The organism is Corallococcus sp. AB045, assembly GCF_003668895.1.
In the GTDB taxonomy this organism is placed as follows: Bacteria; Myxococcota; Myxococcia; order Myxococcales; family Myxococcaceae; genus Corallococcus; species Corallococcus coralloides.
Genome location: NZ_RAWN01000003.1, coordinates 55,230 through 77,841, shown reverse-complemented (window position 1 = coordinate 77,841; position 22,612 = coordinate 55,230). Strand labels below are relative to the sequence as shown.

14 protein-coding genes are annotated in these 22,612 nt (G+C 70.5%); 2 read left to right on the top strand and 12 right to left on the bottom strand.

Translation table 11 applies throughout. The features are described 5' to 3' along the window. Positions 1-41 precede the first annotated feature (41 nt). The 9 genes from mxcH to mxcK form a co-directional block, all read right to left on the bottom strand. Positions 42-2,597, bottom strand: a complete 2,556-nt coding sequence (mxcH, locus tag D7Y21_RS01290) for a TonB-dependent siderophore myxochelin receptor MxcH (RefSeq protein ID WP_233611901.1) — start codon at positions 2,595-2,597, stop codon at positions 42-44. Positions 2,598-2,676: 79 nt separating this feature from the next. Next, positions 2,677-3,957, bottom strand: a complete 1,281-nt coding sequence (locus D7Y21_RS01285; RefSeq protein WP_121710719.1) for a 3-deoxy-7-phosphoheptulonate synthase class II — start codon at positions 3,955-3,957, stop codon at positions 2,677-2,679. After that, complete coding sequence (gene mxcG / locus D7Y21_RS01280) at positions 3,954-8,339, bottom strand: myxochelin non-ribosomal peptide synthetase MxcG (RefSeq protein WP_121710717.1); 4,386 nt, start codon at positions 8,337-8,339, stop codon at positions 3,954-3,956. The genes D7Y21_RS01285 and mxcG overlap by 4 nt, the downstream gene beginning before the upstream one ends. 43 nt (positions 8,340-8,382) lie before the next feature. Beyond that, positions 8,383-9,288, bottom strand: a complete 906-nt coding sequence (locus D7Y21_RS01275; protein WP_121710715.1) for an isochorismatase family protein — start codon at positions 9,286-9,288, stop codon at positions 8,383-8,385. 14 nt (positions 9,289-9,302) lie between these two features. After that, positions 9,303-10,937 carry a (2,3-dihydroxybenzoyl)adenylate synthase gene (locus D7Y21_RS01270; RefSeq protein ID WP_121710714.1) on the bottom strand — a complete coding sequence of 545 codons (1,635 nt, stop codon included), beginning with the start codon at positions 10,935-10,937 and terminating at the stop codon, positions 9,303-9,305. Next, on the bottom strand, positions 10,934-12,223 hold the full coding sequence (gene dhbC, locus D7Y21_RS01265; protein ID WP_121710712.1) for an isochorismate synthase DhbC: 1,290 nt from the start codon (positions 12,221-12,223) through the stop codon (positions 10,934-10,936). Before dhbC ends, D7Y21_RS01270 begins: the two co-directional genes overlap by 4 nt. 62 nt (positions 12,224-12,285) lie before the next feature. Next, positions 12,286-13,059 (bottom strand): 2,3-dihydro-2,3-dihydroxybenzoate dehydrogenase, encoded by a 774-nt coding sequence (locus tag D7Y21_RS01260; protein WP_121710710.1) that lies wholly within the window; start codon positions 13,057-13,059, stop codon positions 12,286-12,288. A gap of 155 nt (positions 13,060-13,214) precedes the next feature. After that, entirely contained in the window at positions 13,215-14,501 is a 1,287-nt protein-coding gene (mxcL, locus tag D7Y21_RS01255) for a myxochelin B biosynthesis transaminase MxcL (protein WP_121710708.1), read from the bottom strand. A 31-nt stretch (positions 14,502-14,532) separates the two neighbouring features. After that, a complete protein-coding gene (gene mxcK, locus D7Y21_RS01250) occupies positions 14,533-15,756 on the bottom strand; it encodes a myxochelin export MFS transporter MxcK (protein WP_121710707.1) in 1,224 nt (407 codons plus the stop codon). Positions 15,757-16,042: 286 nt separating this feature from the next. On the opposite strand from mxcK, the gene D7Y21_RS01245 reads away from it, so the two are divergent. Continuing rightward, positions 16,043-17,740, top strand: coding sequence for a dihydroxyacetone kinase family protein (locus tag D7Y21_RS01245; RefSeq protein WP_121710752.1), 1,698 nt, complete (start codon positions 16,043-16,045; stop codon positions 17,738-17,740). Positions 17,741-17,746: 6 nt separating this feature from the next. Here D7Y21_RS01245 and D7Y21_RS01240 read toward each other — a convergent pair whose 3' ends face one another. Continuing rightward, positions 17,747-18,217, bottom strand: a complete 471-nt coding sequence (locus D7Y21_RS01240) for an NUDIX hydrolase (protein ID WP_121710705.1) — start codon at positions 18,215-18,217, stop codon at positions 17,747-17,749. After that, on the bottom strand, positions 18,214-19,170 hold the full coding sequence (locus D7Y21_RS01235; RefSeq protein ID WP_233611899.1) for a DUF2380 domain-containing protein: 957 nt from the start codon (positions 19,168-19,170) through the stop codon (positions 18,214-18,216). The genes D7Y21_RS01240 and D7Y21_RS01235 overlap by 4 nt, the downstream gene beginning before the upstream one ends. A gap of 749 nt (positions 19,171-19,919) precedes the next feature. On the opposite strand from D7Y21_RS01235, the gene D7Y21_RS01230 reads away from it, so the two are divergent. Beyond that, positions 19,920-20,783, top strand: a complete 864-nt coding sequence (locus tag D7Y21_RS01230; protein ID WP_199735340.1) for a hypothetical protein — start codon at positions 19,920-19,922, stop codon at positions 20,781-20,783. Between the two features lie 322 nt (positions 20,784-21,105). Here D7Y21_RS01230 and D7Y21_RS01220 read toward each other — a convergent pair whose 3' ends face one another. Continuing rightward, complete coding sequence (locus tag D7Y21_RS01220; protein WP_158627208.1) at positions 21,106-22,608, bottom strand: PH domain-containing protein; 1,503 nt, start codon at positions 22,606-22,608, stop codon at positions 21,106-21,108. Positions 22,609-22,612 lie beyond the last annotated feature (4 nt).

Genomic DNA, 22,612 nt, shown 5'->3' with positions numbered 1-22,612 from the left:
AAGTAGGGGTGAAGGTGCGGCGGAGAGCAGAAAGGCGATGTTCAGCGCTCCAGCGTGAACTTGGCGGCGACGAGGCGCCCGGGGCGCTGGACCCCGTAGAAGTCGTAGGTCTGGGCGTTGGTGAGGTTCTGGAAGTCCAGCGTCCAGCTCAGCCGGGTCGTCATGTCGCGGATGACGTAGGTGAGCGCCAGCGCGTGCGTGAGCTGTGAGTCGATGCCCAGCTTCTCGTCGTTGCCCAGCGCCTCCCAGGAGAGGAGGAAGTCGTCCACGTAGCGCGTGCGCCAGGTGACCAGCAGCTCGTCCTGGAACTTGAGCAGGCCGGACACCCGGACCTGCGCGCTGCCGTTGGCGGTCAGGTAGGGACGGTTGGGGATGCGCTGGTCCTTGAACTCGGCGTAGTTGCCCTCGCCGGAGGTGTTGCGCAGATCCTGATACGTGGCGTTGCCATCCAGGCTCAGGTAGCGGCCCGGTGACGTCCACCCCACGGAGCCCATTCCGCCCAGCGAGCGGGACCCGTAGACGTTCTGGTACGTGAAGGAGCTTCCCTGGCCAATCAGGATGATGAGCTGATCCGTCAGCCGGGCGAAGCCGCCCACGTTGGCGCGGAAGCTGCCGGCGCGGCCTTCCTCGGACGCGTAACCCAGCCCCAGGTTGAAGTTGTGGCTGGTCTCCGGCTGGAGCCCCAGGTTGGCGTCGATGAGGTTCCCGTCACCGAAGAGCTCATCCGGGCGCGGCAGCCGCGTGGCCCACTCGTAGGAGGCCTTGGCGCTGAGCTCGGGGGTGATGCGGAAGCGCAGGCTGTCGCCCAAGCCCAGCTCGTGCGCGGTGCGGCCCTGGTCCAGGAACTCCGCGCTGGCCAGCAGCTTCTGCGCCCGCACGTCCTGGAGGTAGTCCTTCACGAAGGCGATGTTCTGGAGCCGCCCGTCGATGGCATCGAGCTGGTACTCCAGGCCCGTCACCAGCGACGTCACGCCGCGGGACGCGGAGAGCGGATCCGGCTGGTTGTTCGCCTGGAGCCGGCGGTCTTCGCCCGTCCGCGCCACGAAGGTGGGTGACACCGCGAGCCGCAGCGTGTGCGCGCCCCCGGGCACGGGCGCCCAGGCGGCGTTGAACCGCGCGAACGCGGTGTGCTGGTTGATGTAGCGCTCCGTGCCGCCTTCGGTGATCTCCCCCGGCTGGGGCAGGGTGAGGAAGCAGCGGCCATACCAGTCGTAGGCGCACGAGCCGATGTCCAGGAACCGGTTGCGGCGGAACGTGTACCCGCCCACCGCGTCCACGCTCACGCCCGGGTCATGGTTCCGCGAGTAGCGCAGCGTGGCGCCAGCGGAGCCGTCGGCGGTGGTCACCTCGCCGTAGGCGGCCTCCATGTTGACGTCGTTCTGGATGTCGCGGCCGGCGGCGTTGAAGAAGCCGCGCACGAGCAGGCGCCGGGCCCAGGGCTTGTCCACGAAGCCCGCCTCCACGCTGGCCCCGCCCGCGCGGTAGCCGTCGTGGAAGCGCCGCACCTCCACGGGCACGGGCTTGCCCAGGTCGTTGGGCACCTCCACGTTGACGGGGTAGTCGTTGCGCGCGTCGTCGTAGAAGGCGTGCGCGCGCACCATCAGGCCGGTGGAATCCTGGTAGTGGCGGCCGCTCGCGGTGAAGCGGTGGGTGTTGAAGGAGGCCAGCTCGTAGGAGCCCGCCACGGCCGAGCCGCGCACGTCCTGGTCGGTGACGAGCTCCACGGCGCCGCCCAGCACGTCCGCGCCGAAGCGGATGGGCACCACGCCCGTGTAGACCTCCAGCTGCTGCACCAGGTTCACCGGCACGTTCGCCAGGCCCGGGCCGTAGCCCGCGAACTCCAGCGGCACGCCGTCGATGAAGAAGCGCACCTGATCATCCGACAGGCCCGCGATGGAGATGCGCGCGCTGCTGCCCAGGCCGCCCGTGCGGCGCACGTCCACGCCCTCCGTGCGCGCCAGCGCGGTGCCCAGGTCGGCGGACTCCATGCTGGCCTGCTCCAGCTCGATGACCTGCACGGCCTCCGCGGACTTGCGGCGGCGCTCGGCGCGCGTCTCGCCCACGGCGGTGACCTCGACGTCCTCCTGGTACTCGGTCGGGGCCTCGTCCTGGGACGCCGCGGCCTTGGGCTCGCTGGACAGCGCGGGTGGCGGAGTGGCCGCCACGGCCTTGGAGCGGCCGGGCAGCTGGAAGACGTAGGTGTACGTGACGCGCGCGGGCGCGGGGACGCCGTTGCGCTTCGCGGGCGTGAAGCGGAACTGGAGCGCGGCGGTGCGCGCGGCTTCATCGAAGCCGTGGCCCACGGGCTCCATCACCTCCGCCTGCGTCACCACGCCCTGCGTGTCCACGCGCAGACGCAGGCGGACGCTCGCCTCCAGCCGGGCGCGCTCCGCCTCTTCAGGGTAGGGCGCTTCCACGGCGTGGATCAGCTTCGGCAACTCGATGACGGGCTCCGCCGGAGCTGCTTCGGGCGCCGGGGGCGTGACCGCCGGAGCCTCCGCCTGCGCTGTGCCCGCGTGAGCCAGGCCACCGAAACAGATGGAAGACAGCAGGGCCACGCCCACCTGGGACCGCCACCTGCGCTTCGCCTTAATCATGATTATGAAAATGGTTCTCATTTTCAAATGCGCGACGTTTAGCCGCACGAAGTCTGAGCTGTCAAGGCACCACGGCAAATCAGGCAGCGCGGTCCTGGGGAGCCTTCACCGTGGTGTGAAGACCATCCGCGACGCGGAACGCGAGCTGGAGTGATTGATCCGCGTTGAGGCGCGGATCGCAGTGCGTGTGGTAGCGGTCGGAGAGGTCGTCCTCGGATACGTCCAGCGGGCCGCCCAGGCACTCGGTGACATCCTGGCCGGTCATCTCCAGGTGGAGTCCTCCGGGGTGCACGCCCTCGGCGGCGGCGACCTGGAGGAAGCCCATCACCTCCGCGAGGATCCGCTCCAGCGAGCGCGTCTTGTAGCCGTTGCTGGCCTTGTGCGTGTTGCCGTGCATCGGGTCGATGGACCACACGACGGGGCTGCCGTGGCGCCGGGTGGCGGCCATCAGCCGGGGCAGGCGCGCGGCGACCTGCTCCGAACCGAAGCGCCCGATGAGCGTGAGCTTGCCCGGGATGCCCTGGGGGTTGAGTGTGTCGACGAGGCGGACCAGATCGTCCGGCTCCAGCGTGGGACCGCACTTGAGCCCGATGGGGTTCTGGATGCCGCGCATGAACTCCACGTGGCCGCCGTCCAGTTGGCGGGTGCGCTCGCCAATCCAGAGCATGTGCGCGGACGTGTCGTACCAGCCGCCCGTGGTCTCATCGACGCGCGTCATCGCCTGCTCGACGTTGAGGAGCAGGGCTTCATGGCTGGTGAAGAAGTCCACCGGACGCACGGCGCCTTCGGACTCCGGCCGGTGGCCCAGGAGGCGGGTCAGGTCCGTGTAGCCCTCGCGCGCGAAGGCCCGCACCAACTGCATCGTCTCCGCGGACTGGTGGTATGCGCGCAGCAGGCGCTGGGGATCCGGCGTGCGCTCGCGCGCGTCGAAGTCCATGCCGTTGATGATGTCGCCGCGGTAGCTGGGAAGCGTGACGCCGTTGATGGTCTCCGTGGCGTTGGAGCGCGGCTTGGCGAACTGGCCGGCGATGCGGCCCACCTTCACCACCGGACAGCCGCCCGCGAACGTGAGCACGCCCGCCATCTGGAGCAGGAGCTGGAAGGTGCCGCGCACGTTCTCCGCGGAGAACTCCTTGAAGCTCTCCGCGCAGTCGCCGCCCTGGAGCAGGAAGGCCTTTCCCTCGGCCACCTGGCCCAGGGCTTCCCGCAGGCGGCGGGTCTCTTCGGTGTGCACCAGCGGCGGCAGGCGCGCCAGCTCCGCCTCCACGCGCGCGAGTGCGGACAGGTCGGGGTAGTCGTCGGGGATGTAGCGGACCGGCTTCGCCCGCCAGGAGGAGGGGGACCAGGAGGGATTCGTCACGGGAGCGCCGTCACTTTCGGGGGCAGGATTCCCTGCGCGACGCAGGAGTCGAGGTATCGGTAGAGGAGGTTCCGGTCCGTGGGAGGGCAGCGCACGCCGCTGGCCTCCAGCGCGGCCAGCAGCCGTTCACAGCGGATGGGGCCCAGGCCGAAGGCCGGGGTGGAGTCCCCGCTGCGCAAATCGAAGAACGCGAGCGTGGCGTCGTGGCCGCCGGAGCCCTTCGCGACGCGGTCGCGCCACTCCGGCACGTGACACAAGTCCAGCGGGTAGCCGTAGTCACGCACCCAGCCGAAGAGCTCCGACAGGCGCACCTCCGCGGCCGGCGTCACGTTGAACACCGCGCCCGGATGCGACGCGAGCGACAGCTGGACGATGGCGCTGGCCACGAAGTCCACCGGCGTCCAGACCTCGCCCACGTCCAAAAGCGGCAGGGCGCGGACGGGCAGTCCCGCGAGCACGATGCGCCACACCAGGTCCTGCGTGTTGATGAGCGCGGTGTCCGGAGCACCCACCACGCGGCCCAGGCGGTACACGGTCGCGGGCAGGCCGCGCTCGGAGGCCTGTTGCACCAGCCGCTCCGCGATCCACTTGCTCTGCTGGTAGCCGTCGCGAAGGCCGGGGTGCGAGGGGACGAAGGCCTCCGGCACGTCCGGGGACAGGTTCGCCTGGGGCGCCACCGCCAGCGTGGACACGTAATGGAAGGGCTTGGGGCGGACGGCGGCGGCCAGCTTGAGCAGCTCGCGCGTGCCGCGCACGTTGACGCCCTGGAGGCTGCCGTACTCGCGCACCACGCTGACGACCGCGGCGTTGTGGATGACGGCGTCGCATTCGGCGGCGAGCCCGTGGAAGCGCGTGGAGTCCAGGCCCAGCAGCGGCTGGGAGAGGTCCGCCGGAAGCGCGAGCACCCGCGCCTCCAGTCCCGTCAGGGGCAGCTTCTGGCCGGTCAGCGCCGAGCGCAGCCGCTCCATCGCCTGCGCCTCGTCCTTCGCGCGCACGGGGCAGATGATGCGCGCGTCCGTCCGGGTCAGGAGCTGGTGGAGCAGGTGCGCGCCGACGAAGCCGGTGGCGCCGGTGAGCAGGACCTGGCGGTAGCCGTTTCCTTGGCTCGGCAGCTCGCGCGCCCAGGCCTCGCCCGTCGTGGGGGGGACGATGTCCTCGCCCAGCTCCGCGTCCGCGAGCATCGCGGGCGTGAGGCCGCCTGTCTCAGCGCCGCCCGTGCTGCCGCCCTGGAGCGCCTGCGCGAGGCCGGACACGGTGGGGTGCTTGAAGACGGTGGCCACGGGCACGTCGCGGCCCACGGCGATGCCCAGGCGGTTGGCGACCTGGATGCTCTGGAGGGACTGGCCGCCCAACTCGAAGAAGTCGTCCTGGAGCGACGAGGCGGCGCGGCCCAGCACCTGCTCCCAGACCTCCAGCACCGTGCGCTCCATGGGCGTCGCGGAGGCGAGCAGCGCGGCGCTCTCGTCCGCGGGCATCGCGTTCTGGAGGGCCTTGCGGTCGATCTTCCCGGTGCTGGTGCGCGGCAGCCGCTCCGCGAAGGAGAAGGCGCCGGGCACCATGGGCGCGGGCAGCGCAGTGAGCAGGTGCTTGCGCAGCTCCGCGGGCGAAGGCTCGGGCGACGCCACCAGGTGGGCGCACAGCCGGCGAGACCCGCCCGGCAGCACCTGACCGACCACGGCGGCCTCACGGATACCGGGATACTTCAGCAACACGGTTTCGACTTCGCCCGGGTCGATGCGGTGGCCGCTGATCTTGAACTCGTCGTCCACGCGGCCCACGAACACCAGTTGGCCGTCCTCGCGCACGCGCACCTTGTCGCCGGTGCGGTAGGCGCGGGGTGTTCCCTCCACCGCGTCCAGGCGGGTGAAGCGGGCGGCGTCCAGCTCCGAGCGGCCCAGGTAGCCCCGAGCGAGCGCGCCGCCCATCAGGCACAGCTCGCCCTCCTTGCCGGGGGTGGCCAGCCGGCCCTGCGGCGTGACGACCGCCGCGACGACGCCGGGCAGTGGGCGGCCGATGGGGACCTCGTCACCGGAGGGCAGGGCATCCGGCCCGGCAATCTCAGCGACGGTGGCGACGACGGTGGCCTCGGTGGGGCCGTAGGTGTTGAGCAGGTGCACGCGGTCGCCCGCGACGTCCTTCCAACGGGCGATGCGCTCCGGCAGCGCCGCCTCGCCGCCGATGATGACGGTGCGAAGCGCGTCGGGCAGCCGGGCGGCGCCGGTGGACAGGCTGTAGGCCAGCTCGTGCCAGAAGGCGGTGGGCAGGTCGAGCAGGGTGATGCCGGCTTCCGCGCAGGCCTCCATGAGGCGAGGCACCGACTGGAGCATCTCGTCCGTGCGCAGCACCAGCCGTCCGCCCGCGCACAGCGTGACGAAGATCTCCTCCACGCTGGCGTCGAAGTGGAGCGGGGCGAACTGGAGGACGCGGTCCTCGGGACCGACGCTGTAGCGCTGCGTCGCGCCCGCGACGAAGTGGGCCAGGGCCCCGTGCGTGATCTGCACGCCGTTGGGCTGCCCCGTGGAGCCGGACGTGTAGATGACGTACGCGAGCCGCGCCTCAGCGCTCGACGCGGGCTCCGCATCGCGTGCTTCCGGCCGCTGGGCAGCGGGCACGACTCGCGGGATGGCGTGCTCCGTCGAATCCAGCGCCGAGGTGCCAGCCTGCTCCAGCCGCTGCACTACGAGGACACCCGGCGCGGTCGGATCCGTGTCGGGCGAGGGGCGCTCGGACACCACCATCACGGCGGGGCGTGCGTCCTGGAGGATGGCCGCGTTGCGCGTGGCCGGGCCGGTCGGGTCGATGGGCAGGTAGCCCGCGCCCGCGAACAGGATGCCCAGGCAGGACACGATGGCGTCGATGCCCCGGGGCACCTTCACCGCCACCGCCGTGTCGGGCCGCACGCCCGCTTCGATCAGCCGGGAGGCCAGCGCCTGCGACGCCGTCACCAGCTCGCGGTAGGTCATCCGCCAGCGGCCGTGCTCCAGCGCGACCGCATCCGGACGGACGTCGGCCTGGGCCTTCAGCAACTCCAGCACCGGGCGCACCGGAGGCACCGGCCCGCCATCCAGGACGGAGCCTGGCGCGCCAGACGCGGAACGCCGCACGGGCTGCTCGGGCTGGGCGAGCAACGACTCCAGCAGCTGGAGGAACCCGCGCTGGTGCTCCTCGAGCGCGGCCTCCGTGTAGCAGGCGGGGTTCGCGTCCAGGTCCACGCGCAGGGCCGTTCCGCCCGACCGCGCATGGAAGCCGAAGGACAGGTCCTCCACCGGACCCGCGGAGATGTTGTGCGCCGTGCCCGGCACGCCCGCGAAGTCCAGGGCGTAGTCGAAGGGCATGATGTTGACGACGGGGCCGAACAGCTTGCGCTGTCCACCCACGAGGCGCAGGTCGCGCCGCAGTTGCTCGTAGCGGTAGCGCAGGTGTGGACGCGAGGCCTTCATCTCCGCCGCCACGTCGCGGGCCAGCGCGTACAGCCCCGCGTCCGGCCGCACGGCGATGCGCAGCGGCACGATGTTCATGGCCATGCACGGCACGCGCAGCGACGCGGATCCCAGGCGGCCCATCACCGGCAGGCCCAGCACCGCCTCCGGCGCGCCCGTGCGCTGGTGCAGGTAGATGGCCGTCACCGCGAGCACCAGGTCGGACCAGCTCACGCCCGCCTGCTTCGCACCCGCCTGCAGCGCCGTCATCAGCTCCGGCCGCAGGTATTCCGAGCGCCGCAGGAAGCGCGACGACATGGGCGCCGCCTCCGCGAGCAGCGGGGGCACCGGCGCGTCCTCGAAGCGGTTCACCCAGAAGTCGCGGTCCTTCTGAATCTGGGCGCCGCAGCGGTACGCGACGTCCTCCTCCATCACGGGGCCCAGCCGATTGAACCCCGCCGGTGCGGCCTTGCCCGTCACCTCCGCCGTGTAGAGCTCCGCCACTCGACGCGCGAGCAGCGAGAAGCCATAGCCATCCATGGCGATGTGGTGGATGCGCTGGAACCAGAAGGACCGCTCCGGCCCCACGGTGAGCAGCGCCTGCGCGAACAGCGGGCCCGTGCCCAGGTCCACCGTGCGGCCCAGGTCCTTCCACATCCACTCCTGCGTGGCGGCCCAGGGGTCGGCCTCGCCGCTCAGGTCCACGTGCTGGAGCGTCCAGTCCGTCCCCGCGTCGATGCGCTGGGCCGGCCCTTCCTCGCCCGCGACGAAGCGCGAGTGCAGCGCGTCCGCGTCCGCCACCGCCTTGCGCAGGGCGGACTCGAAGCGCACGGGGTCCACGGCGCCGCGGAATTCAATGCACTCCCCGGCGTTGTAGACGGGGCTCTTCAGGTCGAGCTGTTGCCCCACCCAGATGCCGTGCTGGGCCGCGGTCAGCGGGCGGTTGTCCTGGGATGGGAGCATGACGGGGAACTCCGAGGGGGAAGGGTGCCGCCCCGAGGGCGGGTCATGAGGCGCGAGCGCCAGGGGCCATCGCGACAGGCTGCTTCGCGGCGAGCAGCGCGTACCAGTCGGTGAGCGTGGGCTTCTCCGCGAGCTCCACGAAGGACACCTCCGTGCCGCCCTGCCGCCAGCGCTCCACCAGGCTCATCAGGCGGATGGAATCCATGCCGCGCTCGAGCAGGTTGTCGTCCTCGCCAATCGCGGACGCGGACTCCATCAGCAGCTCCGCCACGTCCGCGCGAAGCTGCTCGCGGTCCACCGCCGCTGCGGCGGCCCGCACCGGCATCGCGTCCATGAGCTGCTGCGTGGTGGTGACGAACGCCACGAGCCGCGACGCGTAGTCGAGCGCCATCTGGTGCTTCTCCAGCGAGAAGTCCGCCACGGCGTCCGCGACGAGGAAGGGACGGATCTCGCTCATGGAGCCGTCGCTGGCTGTCTGGAGGCAGCCGATATGCGCGTAGATGCCGCAGATGATGAGCTGGTCGCGGCCCTGCTCGCGCATCAGGTCCATCAGGCGCGTGTTGCGGAACGCGCTGTAGCGCCACTTGGTGAGGACGGTGTCGCCTTCAGCCGGGGTGAGCACTTCGATGATCTGCTGCTTCGGGCCGGCGCGGACGCCGGGGCCCCAGAACTCCAGCTGGAGGCCGCGCTGCTCCGGCGTCTGGTCTCCCGGCTGCGCCGAGTAGACGATGGGGATGCCCAGCTTCACCGCGTGCTCGCGCAGGCGCTGGATGTTGGCCACCAGGTCCGTCACCGGGGACTGCCCCTGTGTGAAGGCGTCCACGAAGTAGCGCTGCATGTCGTGGATGAGCAGGACGCAGCGCTTGGGCTCCGGCGTCCAGGCGAGCTTGTTCCGGGGCAGCTCCGCCGCGCCGGGCATGGAATAGGGGGCAATGGCAGGCAGTGCCATGGAGGGCTCCTGTTTCAGGGAGAAGGAGTGGAGAGGGACTGGCGCAGGCTGTCGCGCAGCGCCTTCTTGCTGACCTTGCCGACGCCCGTCTGCGGGAAGGCCGCGACGAACTCGATGCGGTCGGGGATCTTGAACGACGCCAGGCCGCGCTGGCGCAGGAAGGCGTTGAGCGCGGAGGGGGCGGGGGCCTCGCCGCGAGGGATGACGACGGCGCAGGTGCGCTCGCCCAGGAACTTGTCCGGGATGGCCACCACCGCGGCGTCGCTGACGGAGGGGTGCGCGAGCAGGTGGTTCTCCACCTCCTCCGCCGCGACCTTGTCGCCGCCCCGGTTGATCTGATCCTTCGCGCGGCCCTCCACCACCAGGTAACCCTCAGGCGTCAGGCGCACCAGGTCGCCCGTGCGGTAGAAGCCGTCCGTGGTGAAGGCCTTGGTGTTGTGCGCGTCCGCCTTGTAGTAGCCGCGGATGGTGTACGGCCCGCGCGTGAGCAGGTGTCCCGTCCCGCCGGGCGCCACCGGCACGTCGTCGTCGTCCACCACGCGCAGTTCGTCCGCGTCCGACATGGGGCGGCCCTGCGTGGTGACGATGAGCGTCTCCGGGTCGTCCAGCCGCGTGTAGTTCACCAGGCCCTCGGCCATGCCGAAGACCTGCTGGAGCCCGCAGCCCAGCGTGGGGCGCACGCGCGCGGCGGCCTCGTCGCTCAGCCGGGCGCCGCCCACCTGGAGGACCTTCAGGCTGGACAGGTCGTGCTTCTTCGCCAGCGTCGAGTCCAGCCACACCATGGTCAGCGGAGGCACCAGCGCGGTGACGGTGACGCGCTCGCGCTCGATGAGCGGGAACGCCACGTCCGGGCTGGGGTTCAGCGCCATCACCGCCGTGCCGCCCGCTTGGAACGTGCCCAGCACGCCGGGCGAGGACATGGGGAAGTTGTGCGCCGCCGGCAGCGCGCACAGGTACACCGTCTCCTGGGTGAACTGGCACACGTCCACGCTGGCGCGAAGGCTGTAGATGTAGTCGTCGTGCGTGCGCGGGATGAGCTTGGGCACGCCGGTGCTGCCGCCGGACAACTGGAAGAACGCCACGTCGGACGGCGACGGGCCCTCCAGCGTCACGGGCTCCGCGGGCACGGAGCCGAGCGCGGTATGCGCACCCGCGTCACCCAGCACCAGCACGTGCTTGAGCGTGGGCGTGGCGGCCTTCACCTGCGCCGCGAGCCCCCGGTAGTCGAAGCCACCGAAGCGGTCCGGGATGACGTACGCGACGGCCTCCGTGAACTCGCAGAAGTAGCCGATCTCCGAAGAGCGGTGCGCCGGCAGCGCGAACACCGGCAGCGCGCCCATGCGGAACAGCGCGAAGACGACCTCGTAGAACTCCGGCACGTTGGGCAGCTGCACCACCACGCGGTCGCGCGAACGGATGCCCAGGGCGTGGAAGCCCGAGGCCATGCGGTCCGCGCGCGCGTCCAGCTCCGCGTACGTCCAGCGGTGCGTGCCGCCCACCAGCGCCACGCGCGAACCGAAGTCCCGGGCGCGGTCGCGCAAGAGCTGGCCGAAGGTTTCCCCCCGCCAGTAGCCGGCCTCGCGGTAGCGCCGGGCGAAGTCCTCCGGCCACGTGGGGCAGCCGGGCAGGTGCTCCCGCGCGGTGCTCACGGCTGCGCCTCGAGGCCCAGGCCCATGGCCTGGAGCATGGTGCGGAACTTGGCCTCGGTCTCCGCGAGCTCCGCCTCCGGCGTGGAGCCCACGACGATGCCCGCGCCCGCGAACAGCCGCAGGGTGCGCTCGTCGGCCTCCGCGCAGCGGATGGTGACGGCCCACTGACCGTCGCCGTTCGCGTCGCACCAGCCCACGGTGCCCGTGAAGTAGCCACGGTGGAACGGTTCGATGTTCCCGATGGCCTCGTGCGCCAGCGCCGTCGGGTGGCCGCACACCGCCGGGGTGGGGTGCATGGCCAGCGCCAGCGTCAGCGACGTGATGGACGGATTCTTCAGCTCGCCCGTGATGCGGGTGGACAGGTGCCACATCGTCTGGGTGCTCACGAGCGACGGGCCCCTGGGCACGTCCAGCGTCTTGCAGAAGGGCCGCAGCGCCTCCGCCACCGCGTCGATGACGACCGCGTGCTCGTGCAGGTCCTTGAGCGATGCCATCAGCCGCGTGGCCCGCGCCGAGTCCTCCACTGGGTCCGGGCTGCGCGCGGCGGAGCCCGCCAGCGGATTGGCCAGGACCTGCAACCCCGAGCGTGCTACCAGCAGCTCCGGGCTCGCGCCGATGAGCGTGCGCCGGCCCACGCCGGGGGCCGCGTCCGCGCGCTGCGGCAGGTCCACCGCGAAGGTGTACCCATGCGGGTTGCGCCGGGCCAGGTTGTGCAGCAGCTGCCGCAGGTCCACGGGCGCCGCCGTGTCCACGTGCAGGGAGCGCGACAGCACCACCTTGCGCAGTGGGCCCTGCTGCATGAGCTTCAGCGCCGCCGCCACGCCGTCCCTGTACGCGGAGGGCTCCGGTACGGGGCGCAGCGTGTACTGACCGGCCAGGGGAGAGCGGGCGGCAGCGGCGGCGTCGAACACCATGGGCCCCGCGCGCTGGAGGGTGTTGGGTACCACCAGGTGCGCGGCCACCTTGCCGTCGAAGGGCACCGCGCCCACCGCCACCGGGATGTCATGCGCCGCGTCCCGCGAGGCGTTGAGCACCGAGGCCACGCGCTCCGGCAGGCCGTCCAGCGAGTTCGTCCCGCCCGCGTCCGGCACCGTGGCGAACACGCCACGCGCCAGCATGGTGCGCTTGGGGGACGCGAAGAAGAACGCGCCCGCGTCGTAGTCGCGCAGCAGCCGCGCCGCCAGCGCCTCCTGCTCCGGCTCCCGCGCCACGGCCGGCGCGCCCACCACGCTGTCCACCGTCCGCGCGTCAGTCTGCCGCTCAATGATTTTGGTTTCAGGAATCATTCTCAACTCGGGGCGATATTGGGGGAGAGGACAGGGGAGAGGAGGCGAACGCCGCGGGCGTGCTACACGCCCAGTGTGGCTCCACCGTCGATACACAAATCATGCATCGTGATGTGCCGGGCCTGGTCGGACGCGAGGAACACCACGGCGTCCGCGATGTCGTCCGGCGCGGCGATGCGGCGCAGCGGGATGCCCGTGCGGTAGGTGTCCAGCGAGCCCTGGATGACACGCACGGGGCCGGACTCATCCGTCCACATGCCCCGCTGCATGGCGGTGTCGGTGGAGCCAGGAGACACGATGTTGCAGCGGATGCCGTGCTCGGCCAGCTCCAATCCCAGACATTTGGTGAACATGGTGGAGGCGGCCTTGGAGGCCGCGTAGGCCGCCATCTGCATGCGCGGCACGCCGGCCGCGTTGGAGCCCACCGTCACGATGGCCCCGGAGCGGCGGGGCACCATGTGCCGGGCCACCGCGCGCGAGACATGGAACACGCCGTGGGTGTTGACCGCGAACGTGGACATCCAGTCCGCGTCGCTCTGCGTGAGCACGGAGCCCATGCGCAGGATGCCCGCCACGTTGGCCAGCACCTGGATGGGGCCCAGCTTGCCGTCGATGTACGCGATGGCGTCCTCGATGCCGTCCTTGTCGCGCACGTCCACCGGGAACGCGGTGGCCTTCAGGCCCTGCTGGCGCAGCTCCGCCACCAGCAGCTCCAATCCCGCGGCGTTCTGGTCGAACACCGCGACGGGCATCGTGCGCGCCAGCTTGCGCGCCACCGCCGCGCCAATGCCTTGCGCCGCGCCCGTCACCACCGCGTGTCCCGTCGTCGAAGACATCCGCCGCCCGTCTGGATTGTTAGAATGAAAATGAGAACCATTCTCATCTTCAGGGCCGGGAAGTGCCATGGCCACGAATTCCTGTCAAGGTGACTGGTGCAGGGGACCGCCCGGCGTCTGGCTTCACGGGAGGTGGTAGAGCGATTGTTTCAGTCTCAGGCCGCGCTGGCCTTGGCGGCGGCGGCGGCCGTCTCGCGGAGCACCTCGCCGGCGGCGGCGATGGTGTGTTCAATCTGCTCCACGGTGTGCACGGCGCTGATGAAGTTCAGGTCGCGGCGGAGGATGACGCCCCGGCGCGCCATGCCGGCCTGGAAGGGGATCATCTTCTCGATGTGCTCGGGGATGATCTTGCTGAAGCGGAAGAAGGGCACGGCGTCGTAGCCGATGACCTCCAGGGTGGAGCCCGTCTCGCGCGCGTGGGCGTTGACGCCGTCGCGCAGGCGGCGGCCCAGGTTGGCGATGTGCTCCACGTAGTGGGTGCTCCGGTACTCCTTGATGACGGCCTCGCACACGGCCAGTGAGAGCATCTCTCCGCCGAAGGTGGTGGACACCTGTAGCTCGCTCAGGCGGGAGAGGTACTTCTCCGGGCCGGCGATGGCGGACAGGGGCATGCCCGCGGCGATGCCCTTGGACAGCGTGACGAAGTCCGCCTGGATGTTGAAGTACTGCTGCGCACCGCCCAGGGCCAGGCGGAAGCCGGTGACGACCTCGTCCAGGACGAACAGCACGCCGTGCTTCGCGCAGGTCTCCTTCACCTGGAGGAGGAACTCGCGGGTGACGGTGCGGTTGTACGGGATGGCCAGCAGCACGCAGGCCAGCTGGTCGCCGTGCTGCTCGATGTGCTCGATGAGGGCGGGCTCATCCGGGGGAGTGAAGAGGGGCAGGCGCGTGGTGAGCTTCGCGACCGTCGGGGGCACGCCCGGCGTGTCATACATGAAGTGGTCGTGCCAGCCGTTGTAGCCCACGGTGACGATGTGCTCGCGGCCGGTGAGGTGGCGCGACAGGCGCACGGCGGCGGAGGTGGCGTCCGCGCCCGTCTTGAAGAAGCGGGCCATCTCCGCGCCCGGGATCACCTCCACCAGCGCCTTCACGGAGGAGACCTCCACCGGCGTAGGCAGCGAGTGGATGATGCCTTCCGTCAGGTGCTTGCGGATGGTCTCCACGACGGCCGGGTGGTTGTGGCCCAGCATGTTGGCGCCCAGCGCCTGGATGAAGTCGATGTACTCCTGGCCGTCCGCGTCCTCCACCAGCGCGCCGTTGCCCTTGGCGAGGAACACGGGGAAGGCGCCGGGGGCGAAGTGGTCCGGTTTCTTCATCATCGTCTGCGTGACGCCGGGGACCCACTTGCGGGCCTCGGCGAGCAGCTGGTTGGAGCGCTCCAGCTTGAGCTCACCCACGATGGGGCGGGGCAGCGACGGGTGACGCGGTGCTGTCTGGGACATGGAAGGGTCCTGGTGACGGGTGGAGAGGGATTCAGGGCGCGGGCGTCGCGTCCAGCCGCACGGCGCGGCCCGCGAAGGTCCACAGCATCCCGAGCGCGAGCGCGGAGATGACCACGGCCAGCCAGCCCAGCTGCGCGAAGCCGATGAGCGTGCCGTCCGGCGCGGTGGTGAGCAGGAGGCCGCCCATCCACGCGGCGAGCCCGGAGGCGCCGTCGCTGGCGGCGATGTTGACCGCGAGGTAACGGCCCCGGATGGACGGCGGCACCTGTGACGCGACCAGCGCCATGGTGGGGATGGCGCGGCCGGAGGTGAGCGTCATGAAGAGCACGAAGACGACGGCTACCACCGGCAGCGGAGACGGAGGCAGGTGGGTGAAGAGCAGGTGCGGCGCCATGGTGGCGACGAGCAGCAGCGCCAGCGCGCGAGCAGGGCCCAGGCGATCCGCCATCCGGCCAATCCAGCGCGAGCTCACGAAGGTGGCCGCGCCGCCCGCCAGGTACACCCAAGGCAGGTCCGCGAGGGACAGGCCCACGTTGCCCACCATGAAGGCGCCCAGGTAGGGGATGAGCAGGAAGCTGGCGAACACCACCGTGAAGGTGAGGCCCCAGCCCAGGGCCAGCCGGGGCGTGAAGCCCGCGGTGGCGGAGGTGCCGGACGCCTGGGACAGGTGCCCGTCCACGCGAGGCAGGAAGCGAAGGAGGAGCAGCCACACGAAGCCCGCGAGCGCCGCGAGGACGATGAACGGCGCGCGCCAGCCTCCGAGGTTCGCGAGGCCCAGGCCCAGCGGCACGCCCGCGACGGCGGACAGCGCGTAGGCCGTCATCACGGTGCCGATGGCCTGTCCCCGGCGCTCGGCGGGCACGGTGTCGCTGACGATGGCGATGACGACGGCGCCCATCAGCCCGGCACAGCCTCCGGCCACGGTGCGAGCGATGAGCAGGCCCGTGGCCCCGGTGGCCGCGCCGCACAGGAGCGTGGCGATGATGAAGCCCGCGTAGAGCATCAGCAGCGTGCGCTTGCGCTCCAGGCGATCCAGCCAGAACACGCCCAGCACGCCCATGGCCGCGGACGCGAGCGTGTACGCGGACACCAGCGCTCCGAACCGCGTCGCCGACAGCGAGAGCCGCTGCATCAGCAGCGGGCCCAGCGGCATCAGCATCATGAAGTCGACGACGTGGGTGAACTGCACCGCCGCGAGGAGCCACAGCAGCGTGCGCTCACGCGGGGCGGGGGATGGAGCACTCAAGACAATCACCTGAATCCAGACACACGTCGGCCCTGACCCGTCCCTGCAATGCCAGGCAAGGCAAGGCTCGGCCAGGCCCCGGCGCACCGGACCGCCGTGTTTTGTTGCGGTTTGGCGAATGATAATGAGAATCATCCTCATAAATCTCCGGGAGTCAATGGGAAAGCGGTTTCTGTGACGCAAACGTCTCTCCATGGCCTTGCGGCGCGCGTCCGGCTTGACGGTCTGCAATGGGAGCGGAAGGGTGGGTGTGGAGCCCAGTCCGTCCCCGTTCGTTCCGAACAAGGAGTCGATGGTGAAGAAGCTCGTCAATGCGCCGCGCGCGGTGGTCCAGGAGATGTTGGAGGGGTTCGTGGCGCTGGCGCCGGGCCAGGCGTTGTTGGAGGGGGAGACGGTGGTGGTGTGCGTGGATGTTCCGGCGGCGCTGGGGGCGAGGAAGGTGGCGGTGTTGTCGGGAGGAGGCAGCGGCCACGAGCCGGCGCACGCGGGCTACGTGGGGACGGGGATGTTGCATGCGGCGGTGGCGGGGGACGTGTTCACGTCACCCAGCACGGACGCGGTGCTGGCTGCGATCCGCGCGGTGTCGGGGACGGCGGGGGCGCTGCTCATCGTGAAGAACTACACGGGGGACCGGCTCAACTTCGGGCTCGCGGCGGAGCTGGCGCGGGCGGAGGGGATTCCCACGGAAGTGGTGGTGGTGGCGGACGACGTGGCGCTGCGGGACACGGTGGAGCCCGAGCGGCGCCGGGGCATCGCCGGCGTGGTGCTGGTGCACAAGGTGGCGGGGGCCGCGGCCGCGGCGGGAGCGTCGCTGGCGGAGGTGGCGCGCGAGGCCGCCGAAGCGGCGGCGGCGCTGGGCAGCATGGGCGTGGCGCTGGGGCCGTGCACGGTGCCGGCGGCGGGCCGGCCGGGCTTCACGTTGGGGGAGGGCGAGGTGGAGCTGGGGCTGGGCATCCACGGCGAGCAGGGCGTGCGCCGCGTGGCGTTGCAGCCCGCGGACGCGCTGGCGGACACGATGTTGTCGACCATCGTGGAGGACCGGAAGGTGGGCCGGGGCGACCGGGTGGCGTTGATGGTGAATGGGTTGGGAGGCACGCCGCCCATGGAGCTGGCCATCGTGACGCGCAAGGCGCTGGCGTTCCTGGCGGAGCGGGGCGTGACGGTGGAGCGTGCGTGGCAGGGCACGTTCCTGTCGGCGCTGGAGATGCCGGGGTGTTCGCTGACGTTGCTGAAGGTGGATGACGCGCGGCTCGCGCGGTTGGACGCGCCTACGGGTGCGCCAGCGTGGCCGGGTCGGGGGCAGGTGGTGACGCGGCGTCAGGTGGTGCCCACACGCGCCGCGCTGCCGACGGTGAAGGGGCATCCGAAGCCGCAGCCGGCGATGGCGCAGGTGCGCGCGGCGGCGCTGGCGGTGGCGGACGCCTGGGACGCGGCGGAGGCCCAGCTGACGGAGCTGGACAGCAAGGCGGGTGATGGGGACCTGGGCTTGAGCCTGGCGCGTGGCGCGGCGGCGATCCGCGCGTTGCCGGAGGGGGCGTGGGCCACGCCGTCGGGGGCGTTGACGGAGCTGGGACAGGCGTTGCGCCGGAACATCGGAGGCAGCTCCGGGCCGTTCTATGCGACGGCGTTGCTGCGGGCGGCGCGCTTCCTGGCGAGCAAGCCGGCGGACGCGGCGGCGTGGGCGAAGGCGTTCGAAGTGGGTGTGGAAGCGGTGTCGGAGCTGGGCGGGGCGCGGCCGGGAGACCGGACGATGGTGGATGCGCTGCACCCGGCGGCGGTGACGCTCGTGCGCGCGGTCCGGGAGGGGAGGACGCTAGGTGAGGCGTGGGTGGAGGCGACGCGCGCGGCGGAGGAGGGCGCGGAGGCGACCGCGAGCATGTCGCCGCGACTGGGCCGGGCCAGCTACCTGGGTGAGCGTGCGAAGGGGGTTCCGGACGCGGGGGCCGTGGCGGTCGTGATCTGGATGAAGGCGCTGGCTGGTCGCGCGGGGTGACGCGGATCAGGCTTCGTTGTCGGGCAGGAGCGTGAGGAGGAGTTCGTCGTCGGGGCCTAGCGGGCGCCAGCCAGGAGGTGGAGGCGCTTCGAGGAGCGCATCTCGAACCCTCTTGACCCGCGCCTCATGCGTCTCCGGGGTGTAACTGCACCAACGCGCGAGTGCATGGGCGAGAGTGAAGCGGTTGTCGTCGTCCACTCTCGCCGGCCAACCATCAGGGAAATCCTCGGCCAGTTCTCGTACAAATTGGCTGCGGACCAATCTGGTGAGTCGATGGCTTCGCTCGGCCTCCGCAACCAGGCCGCTGAAGACCTGAGCTCCGGCAATGTCGTCCTTGCCCAACTCTTCAGCCAATTGCACGAGTGAGGCCATGGGGCGCGCCTCCGCGAAAGCAGTGAGCGAGTCGTATCCGCGCTCACGGACGCGCTCAAACAGGCGAGTTTTCCAGTTTCCCTGCCACGAACGCCCGTCCGTCATCGCCTTCTTCCAGGAGTGAAGGTCATCGGAATGTCGAAGCGCCGCATTTCTGCCGCGACGATCTTCAGGATCTCATCACGCGTCAACATGCGGCGTGTAGTGGTCTCGCTCTCTCTCAAGAGGCGCATGATGTGCTGATTCCATTCCTTGGGCCACAGGCGTCCCAGGCGCCAGTCGCCTCCGCCGTGAATCGCTTCGTGGTGTGACTGCTCCATCCGGACGCAGAGTTGGTCGATGTCCATCTCGCCCGTGAACCCGCGTTTCTCGAACCACTCGCGATGCTCCTGCGGCAGGACGTGGTGCCTTGGTGCACTGGACATCCCGGCTCCGGCCCTGCCGGTCTCGTGCATGGCGCGAACCTCCGGGCTGTCTCCCAGCGCATCGCGCACGCCTTTGGGCAGGTCCTGCTTCGCCTGCGACATCAGCACCTGACCCGCGTGGATGCGGACCGCCGCGCTGACGACCGGCGCGGAGATGACGCCCGCCTGCACCAGCCGGCGCATCCGCTCGACCCACTCGGCGGTGACGACGACGCGCGAGCCCATCATCACGCCTCCCGAGCCCATCACGAGCCCCACTCCGAGCGTGACAGGGGCGGCGGGTGGCGGCCTGGGCAGCGTCGCCTTCAGCGCTGAAACCAGCGTGAGCATTTCAAGGAACTGGGCCGCCGCGACGACCCGCCCGCCGCGCTCCATCGCTACGCGTGCACCTTCCTGGATGGACTGAAACTCCCGGGTGAGCTGTCCCATCAGTCCAGGCATCGCGGCTGCAGTGGCCTGCACCTTGTCGGGGTCCATTGACGCGAGCGCCGTCATGGCTGGCTCGATCCGCTTCTGCACACGGTCCAGGTCCACGAACAGCCGCTCGGCTCCGTAGAAGGGGCACTCCTGCTGGATGACCTCCGCGAGCCGCAGGAAGTCGAGCCATGTGGCCAGAAGCATCGCGCCGGACATGACGGCCTCGAGTCGCGGACCTGTCAGCCGGAGGACTCCCGCTCGCATGTCCGCGTCCTCGATCGTCTCCGATGCGTTCGCGAGCGAAGTGGCTCTCGCGGTCGCGCCTCGCAGCCATGGCACCTGGATGGAGGCGTAGTCGGTGTAACGGGTGAAGACGCCGTCGGAGCCCCCCAGGCCCTTCGTGTTCTCCGCGAGCCTGGGGAGCGCCCGGGCGACACCATCCACCGTGTCCCTCACCTCCCCAAGGGCTTCGATGAAGGCCTGATGCGTGAGGGGAGCGGACGATTGCCCGCCTCTCCGGGGCCGCGCGTCAGGGGAGCGCCGGCGCTCCGGCGAGTCATCGGGTGCGAAGGCCGCCCTCTGGCGAAACACACGTGAACCGCTGCGGCGCTCAGGCGCCTCCACGCCCGCGCATCCTGAGACAATCAAGACCGCGCACAGCGCCCAGACCCCTTCGCGCATCGGCTCCTCCTCCCCAAGCGGCGCAAACCCTTGCGACGCCTTGGCGGCCCCACCACGTTAGCGGAGGACGCCAGGTTTGGAGGCTGGATGAAAGACTCACGTAAGGATGGAATGAAGAACCCACCACCACGCGCTCCGCAGCAAGGGGGGACGTCCCGGGGAATGGGCGATGCAGGAACCCAAGCCATGGGTGGCCCGGCTGCCTCCAGCCAGGGGAGCCGGATGCCAGGCGCCATGGGCTGTACCACAAGGCCTGGGACGGAAATGCCTGGTGGCCCTCCTTGATGGATTACGAGCCCCTGGGCGGCAGATGCAAGAGCCCCCCGGAGGTCGCATCGTGGGGCCCGGACCGGCTCGACGTCTTCGTGCTGGGAATGGAGTCGGCGCTGTTCCACAAGGCCTGGGATGGTCATGCCTGGTGGCCGTCGCCCACTGACTGGGAGCCTTTGGGCGGCCTGTGCGCGAGTCCTCCTAGGGCATGCTCCTGGGGGCCAGACCGGCTCGACGTCTTCGTGCTGGGAATGGAGTCGGCGCTGTTCCACAAGGCCTGGGATGGTCATGCCTGGCGGCCGTCACCCACCGACTGGGAGCCTTTGGGTGGCCTGTGCGCGAGTCCTCCGTCGGTAGTCTCCTGGGGCCCGAATAGGATCGATGTCTTCGTGCTGGGAATGGACTCGGGGCTGTATCACAAGGCCTGGGACGGGACTTCCTGGTGGCCGTCGCCCACTGACTGGGAGCCTTTGGGCGGCCTATGCGCGAGTCCTCCGTCGGTAGTCTCCTGGGGGCCGGACCGGATCGATGTCTTCGTGCTGGGAATGGACTCGGGGCTGTACCACAAGGCCTGGGATGGTCATGCCTGGTGGCCGTCGCCCACCGACTGGGAGCCTTTGGGTGGCCTGTGCGCGAGTCCTCCGAAGGCAGTCTCCTGGGGGCCGGGTCGGATCGATGTCTTCGTACTGGGAATGGACTCGGGGCTGTACCACAAGGCCTGGGATGGTCATGCCTGGTGGCCGTCAGTCACCGGCTGGGAGCCTTTGGGCGGCACCCTCTCGACATTGCGTGAAGGCGTCATGGTGGCGCCACTGCCGTTGCCGCAGGCGGCGCGTGACATCCAGCCCACGAGCACGGGCTTTCACGGGCGCGCATGAGCTCGCTCCCCACCTCCCTCTTCCGTCGCTGGGGGCACTCCTTCGAGGAGGATGCCCCCGGCGCGGCGGTGTACAGGCCAGCGGACCATGTGTTTCCGCGGGCCCGTGGCCGCGGCGGCATCGAGTTCGGGCCTGATGGCTCATTCATCGAGTGGACCGTTGGCCGGGGTGACGCCGCGCAGCCCCTCCGCGGAAGATGGACGGACGAGGGGAATGGTCGCCTGCGGATCCTCTTCGACGGAGACGTCCATCCAGCCCAGACATTGGATGTCCTGGAGGTCAATGACTCCATCCTGCGGTTGAAGCAACGGGGGGCGTAGGCCTATCCGGGAAGCCGTACAGGCGAGCTGCGACGCGCGGGACGCCGGGCCGGGAGCACGTCGATGAGCGACTGGGCTTCCTCCCAGCCCACGCCAGGCAGGATGACGTGCGAACCCGCTACGTCGATGCGCACGTGTCCGATGCCGTAGCCGCGCTCCAGCGGCCCCTGTCTCGCGCGGACGGACTGGATGCGCGAGCGCTGCACCACCGTCGTGCGTCTGCGCCAGAAGCCCTGGCGCACCACCACCAGGGCTTCCGTGATGAGCCATCCCTGGAAGCGCCAGTCGAACCAGGCTCCCAACAGCTGGGCAGGCAATAGCAGCCACGCCATCGCGCCCCCTGCTCCCCAGAACCAGGTCGCTGGCGCCGCCACCAGCACGCTCAGGCCCACCGCGCGGATCCGCGCCCGCAGGAGTGCCTTGGGATGCGCCCGCTGGAAGGGCATGGCGTCGGGCAGCTCAGGCACGAACTCCCGCAGCAACTCCGGCATTCGCGCAGTGGGCACCACCGGCACCAGCAGCTCCGCGCGATCGGCGGACTCCCTGCCCGTGCGGACGCCCGCCGTCTCCACCTCCAGCGAACCGAAGCCCAGCGTGCGGCGTAGGAAGGGTTCATCCAGCACCACCTGCTGGATGCGCGCCCGCCGCACCGTCACCTGCCGGCGGGTGAGCAGCCCGCCCACCGCTCGCAGGTGCGTGCCCGTGTCCACCAGCCGGAAGCCATGGAACTGCAACACCGCTCGCGCGCCACTCACCAGCCACAGGCTGAACAACCCCGCGAGCGCCGCCACCATCGCGGCCAACCAGCCCATGCCCGGCGCCGCCACCGCCACCGCTTCCCAGTGCGCCTCCATCCACGGCAGCAGCAGCTTGTGGAAGGTCTCGGTGATTTCATGCAACGCGCCCATCACCACCGCGATGACGCCCAACCCCAGCGCGGTCGCTCCGTAGAGCAGCAGGCCTCCCAGGTGGGCCTCGGAGAGCACGCGCTCCTCTGGCGCGGCTTCGCCGGGCAGGAGCACCGTTGCCGTGCCTTCGCCTCGCACGGCCTGGAGCGCGTGGATCAGCGCCTGTGCGTCCTCTGGCGCCAGCCCTCGCAGATGGCCGTCCGCCTTGCCTCCGGAGGCCGTCTCCACCTTCACCTCCACCAGCCCGAGCAGCTTCGACACGAAGGGCTGCAAGACCTCCGTGTTCTGCACCCGCGCGGCTTCGATGAAACGTGAGGTGCGAGTGAAGATGCCCGAGCGGATCTCCAGCTGCGCGCCCATCACGCGATAGCTCGTCGTGGCCACCTCGTAGAGCCCGGCGGCGAGCAGCAGTACCGCGATGCTGAGCACGATCACCCAGAGGACCACCGGCAGGCCGCGTTCACCCGCGAAGTACGTGGGCAGCAGTGCGCCCATGAGCATGCGGCCAACCGTCGCCGACAGGGGCACCAACGCCGCGAGCGGCGCCTTCGCGCTCAGCCTCTTCCAGGGCACCTCCTCCGGGACGGCCAGTGCCACCGGC

What these genes read in the sequence shown, in the direction of transcription:
- dhbC (WP_121710712.1), bottom strand. Translation starts at nt 12,223, where the DNA reads ATGATTCCTGAAACCAAAATCATTGAGCGGCAGACTGACGCGCGGACG.
- mxcH (WP_233611901.1), bottom strand. Translation starts at nt 2,597, where the DNA reads ATGATTAAGGCGAAGCGCAGGTGGCGGTCCCAGGTGGGCGTGGCCCTG.
- D7Y21_RS01260 (WP_121710710.1), bottom strand. Translation starts at nt 13,059, where the DNA reads ATGTCTTCGACGACGGGACACGCGGTGGTGACGGGCGCGGCGCAAGGC.
- mxcG (WP_121710717.1), bottom strand. Translation starts at nt 8,339, where the DNA reads ATGCTCCCATCCCAGGACAACCGCCCGCTGACCGCGGCCCAGCACGGC.
- D7Y21_RS01240 (WP_121710705.1), bottom strand. Translation starts at nt 18,217, where the DNA reads ATGACGGACGGGCGTTCGTGGCAGGGAAACTGGAAAACTCGCCTGTTT.
- D7Y21_RS01230 (WP_199735340.1), top strand. Translation starts at nt 19,920, where the DNA reads ATGGATTACGAGCCCCTGGGCGGCAGATGCAAGAGCCCCCCGGAGGTC.
- D7Y21_RS01275 (WP_121710715.1), bottom strand. Translation starts at nt 9,288, where the DNA reads ATGGCACTGCCTGCCATTGCCCCCTATTCCATGCCCGGCGCGGCGGAG.
- mxcL (WP_121710708.1), bottom strand. Translation starts at nt 14,501, where the DNA reads ATGTCCCAGACAGCACCGCGTCACCCGTCGCTGCCCCGCCCCATCGTG.
- D7Y21_RS01235 (WP_233611899.1), bottom strand. Translation starts at nt 19,170, where the DNA reads ATGTCCGGCGCGATGCTTCTGGCCACATGGCTCGACTTCCTGCGGCTC.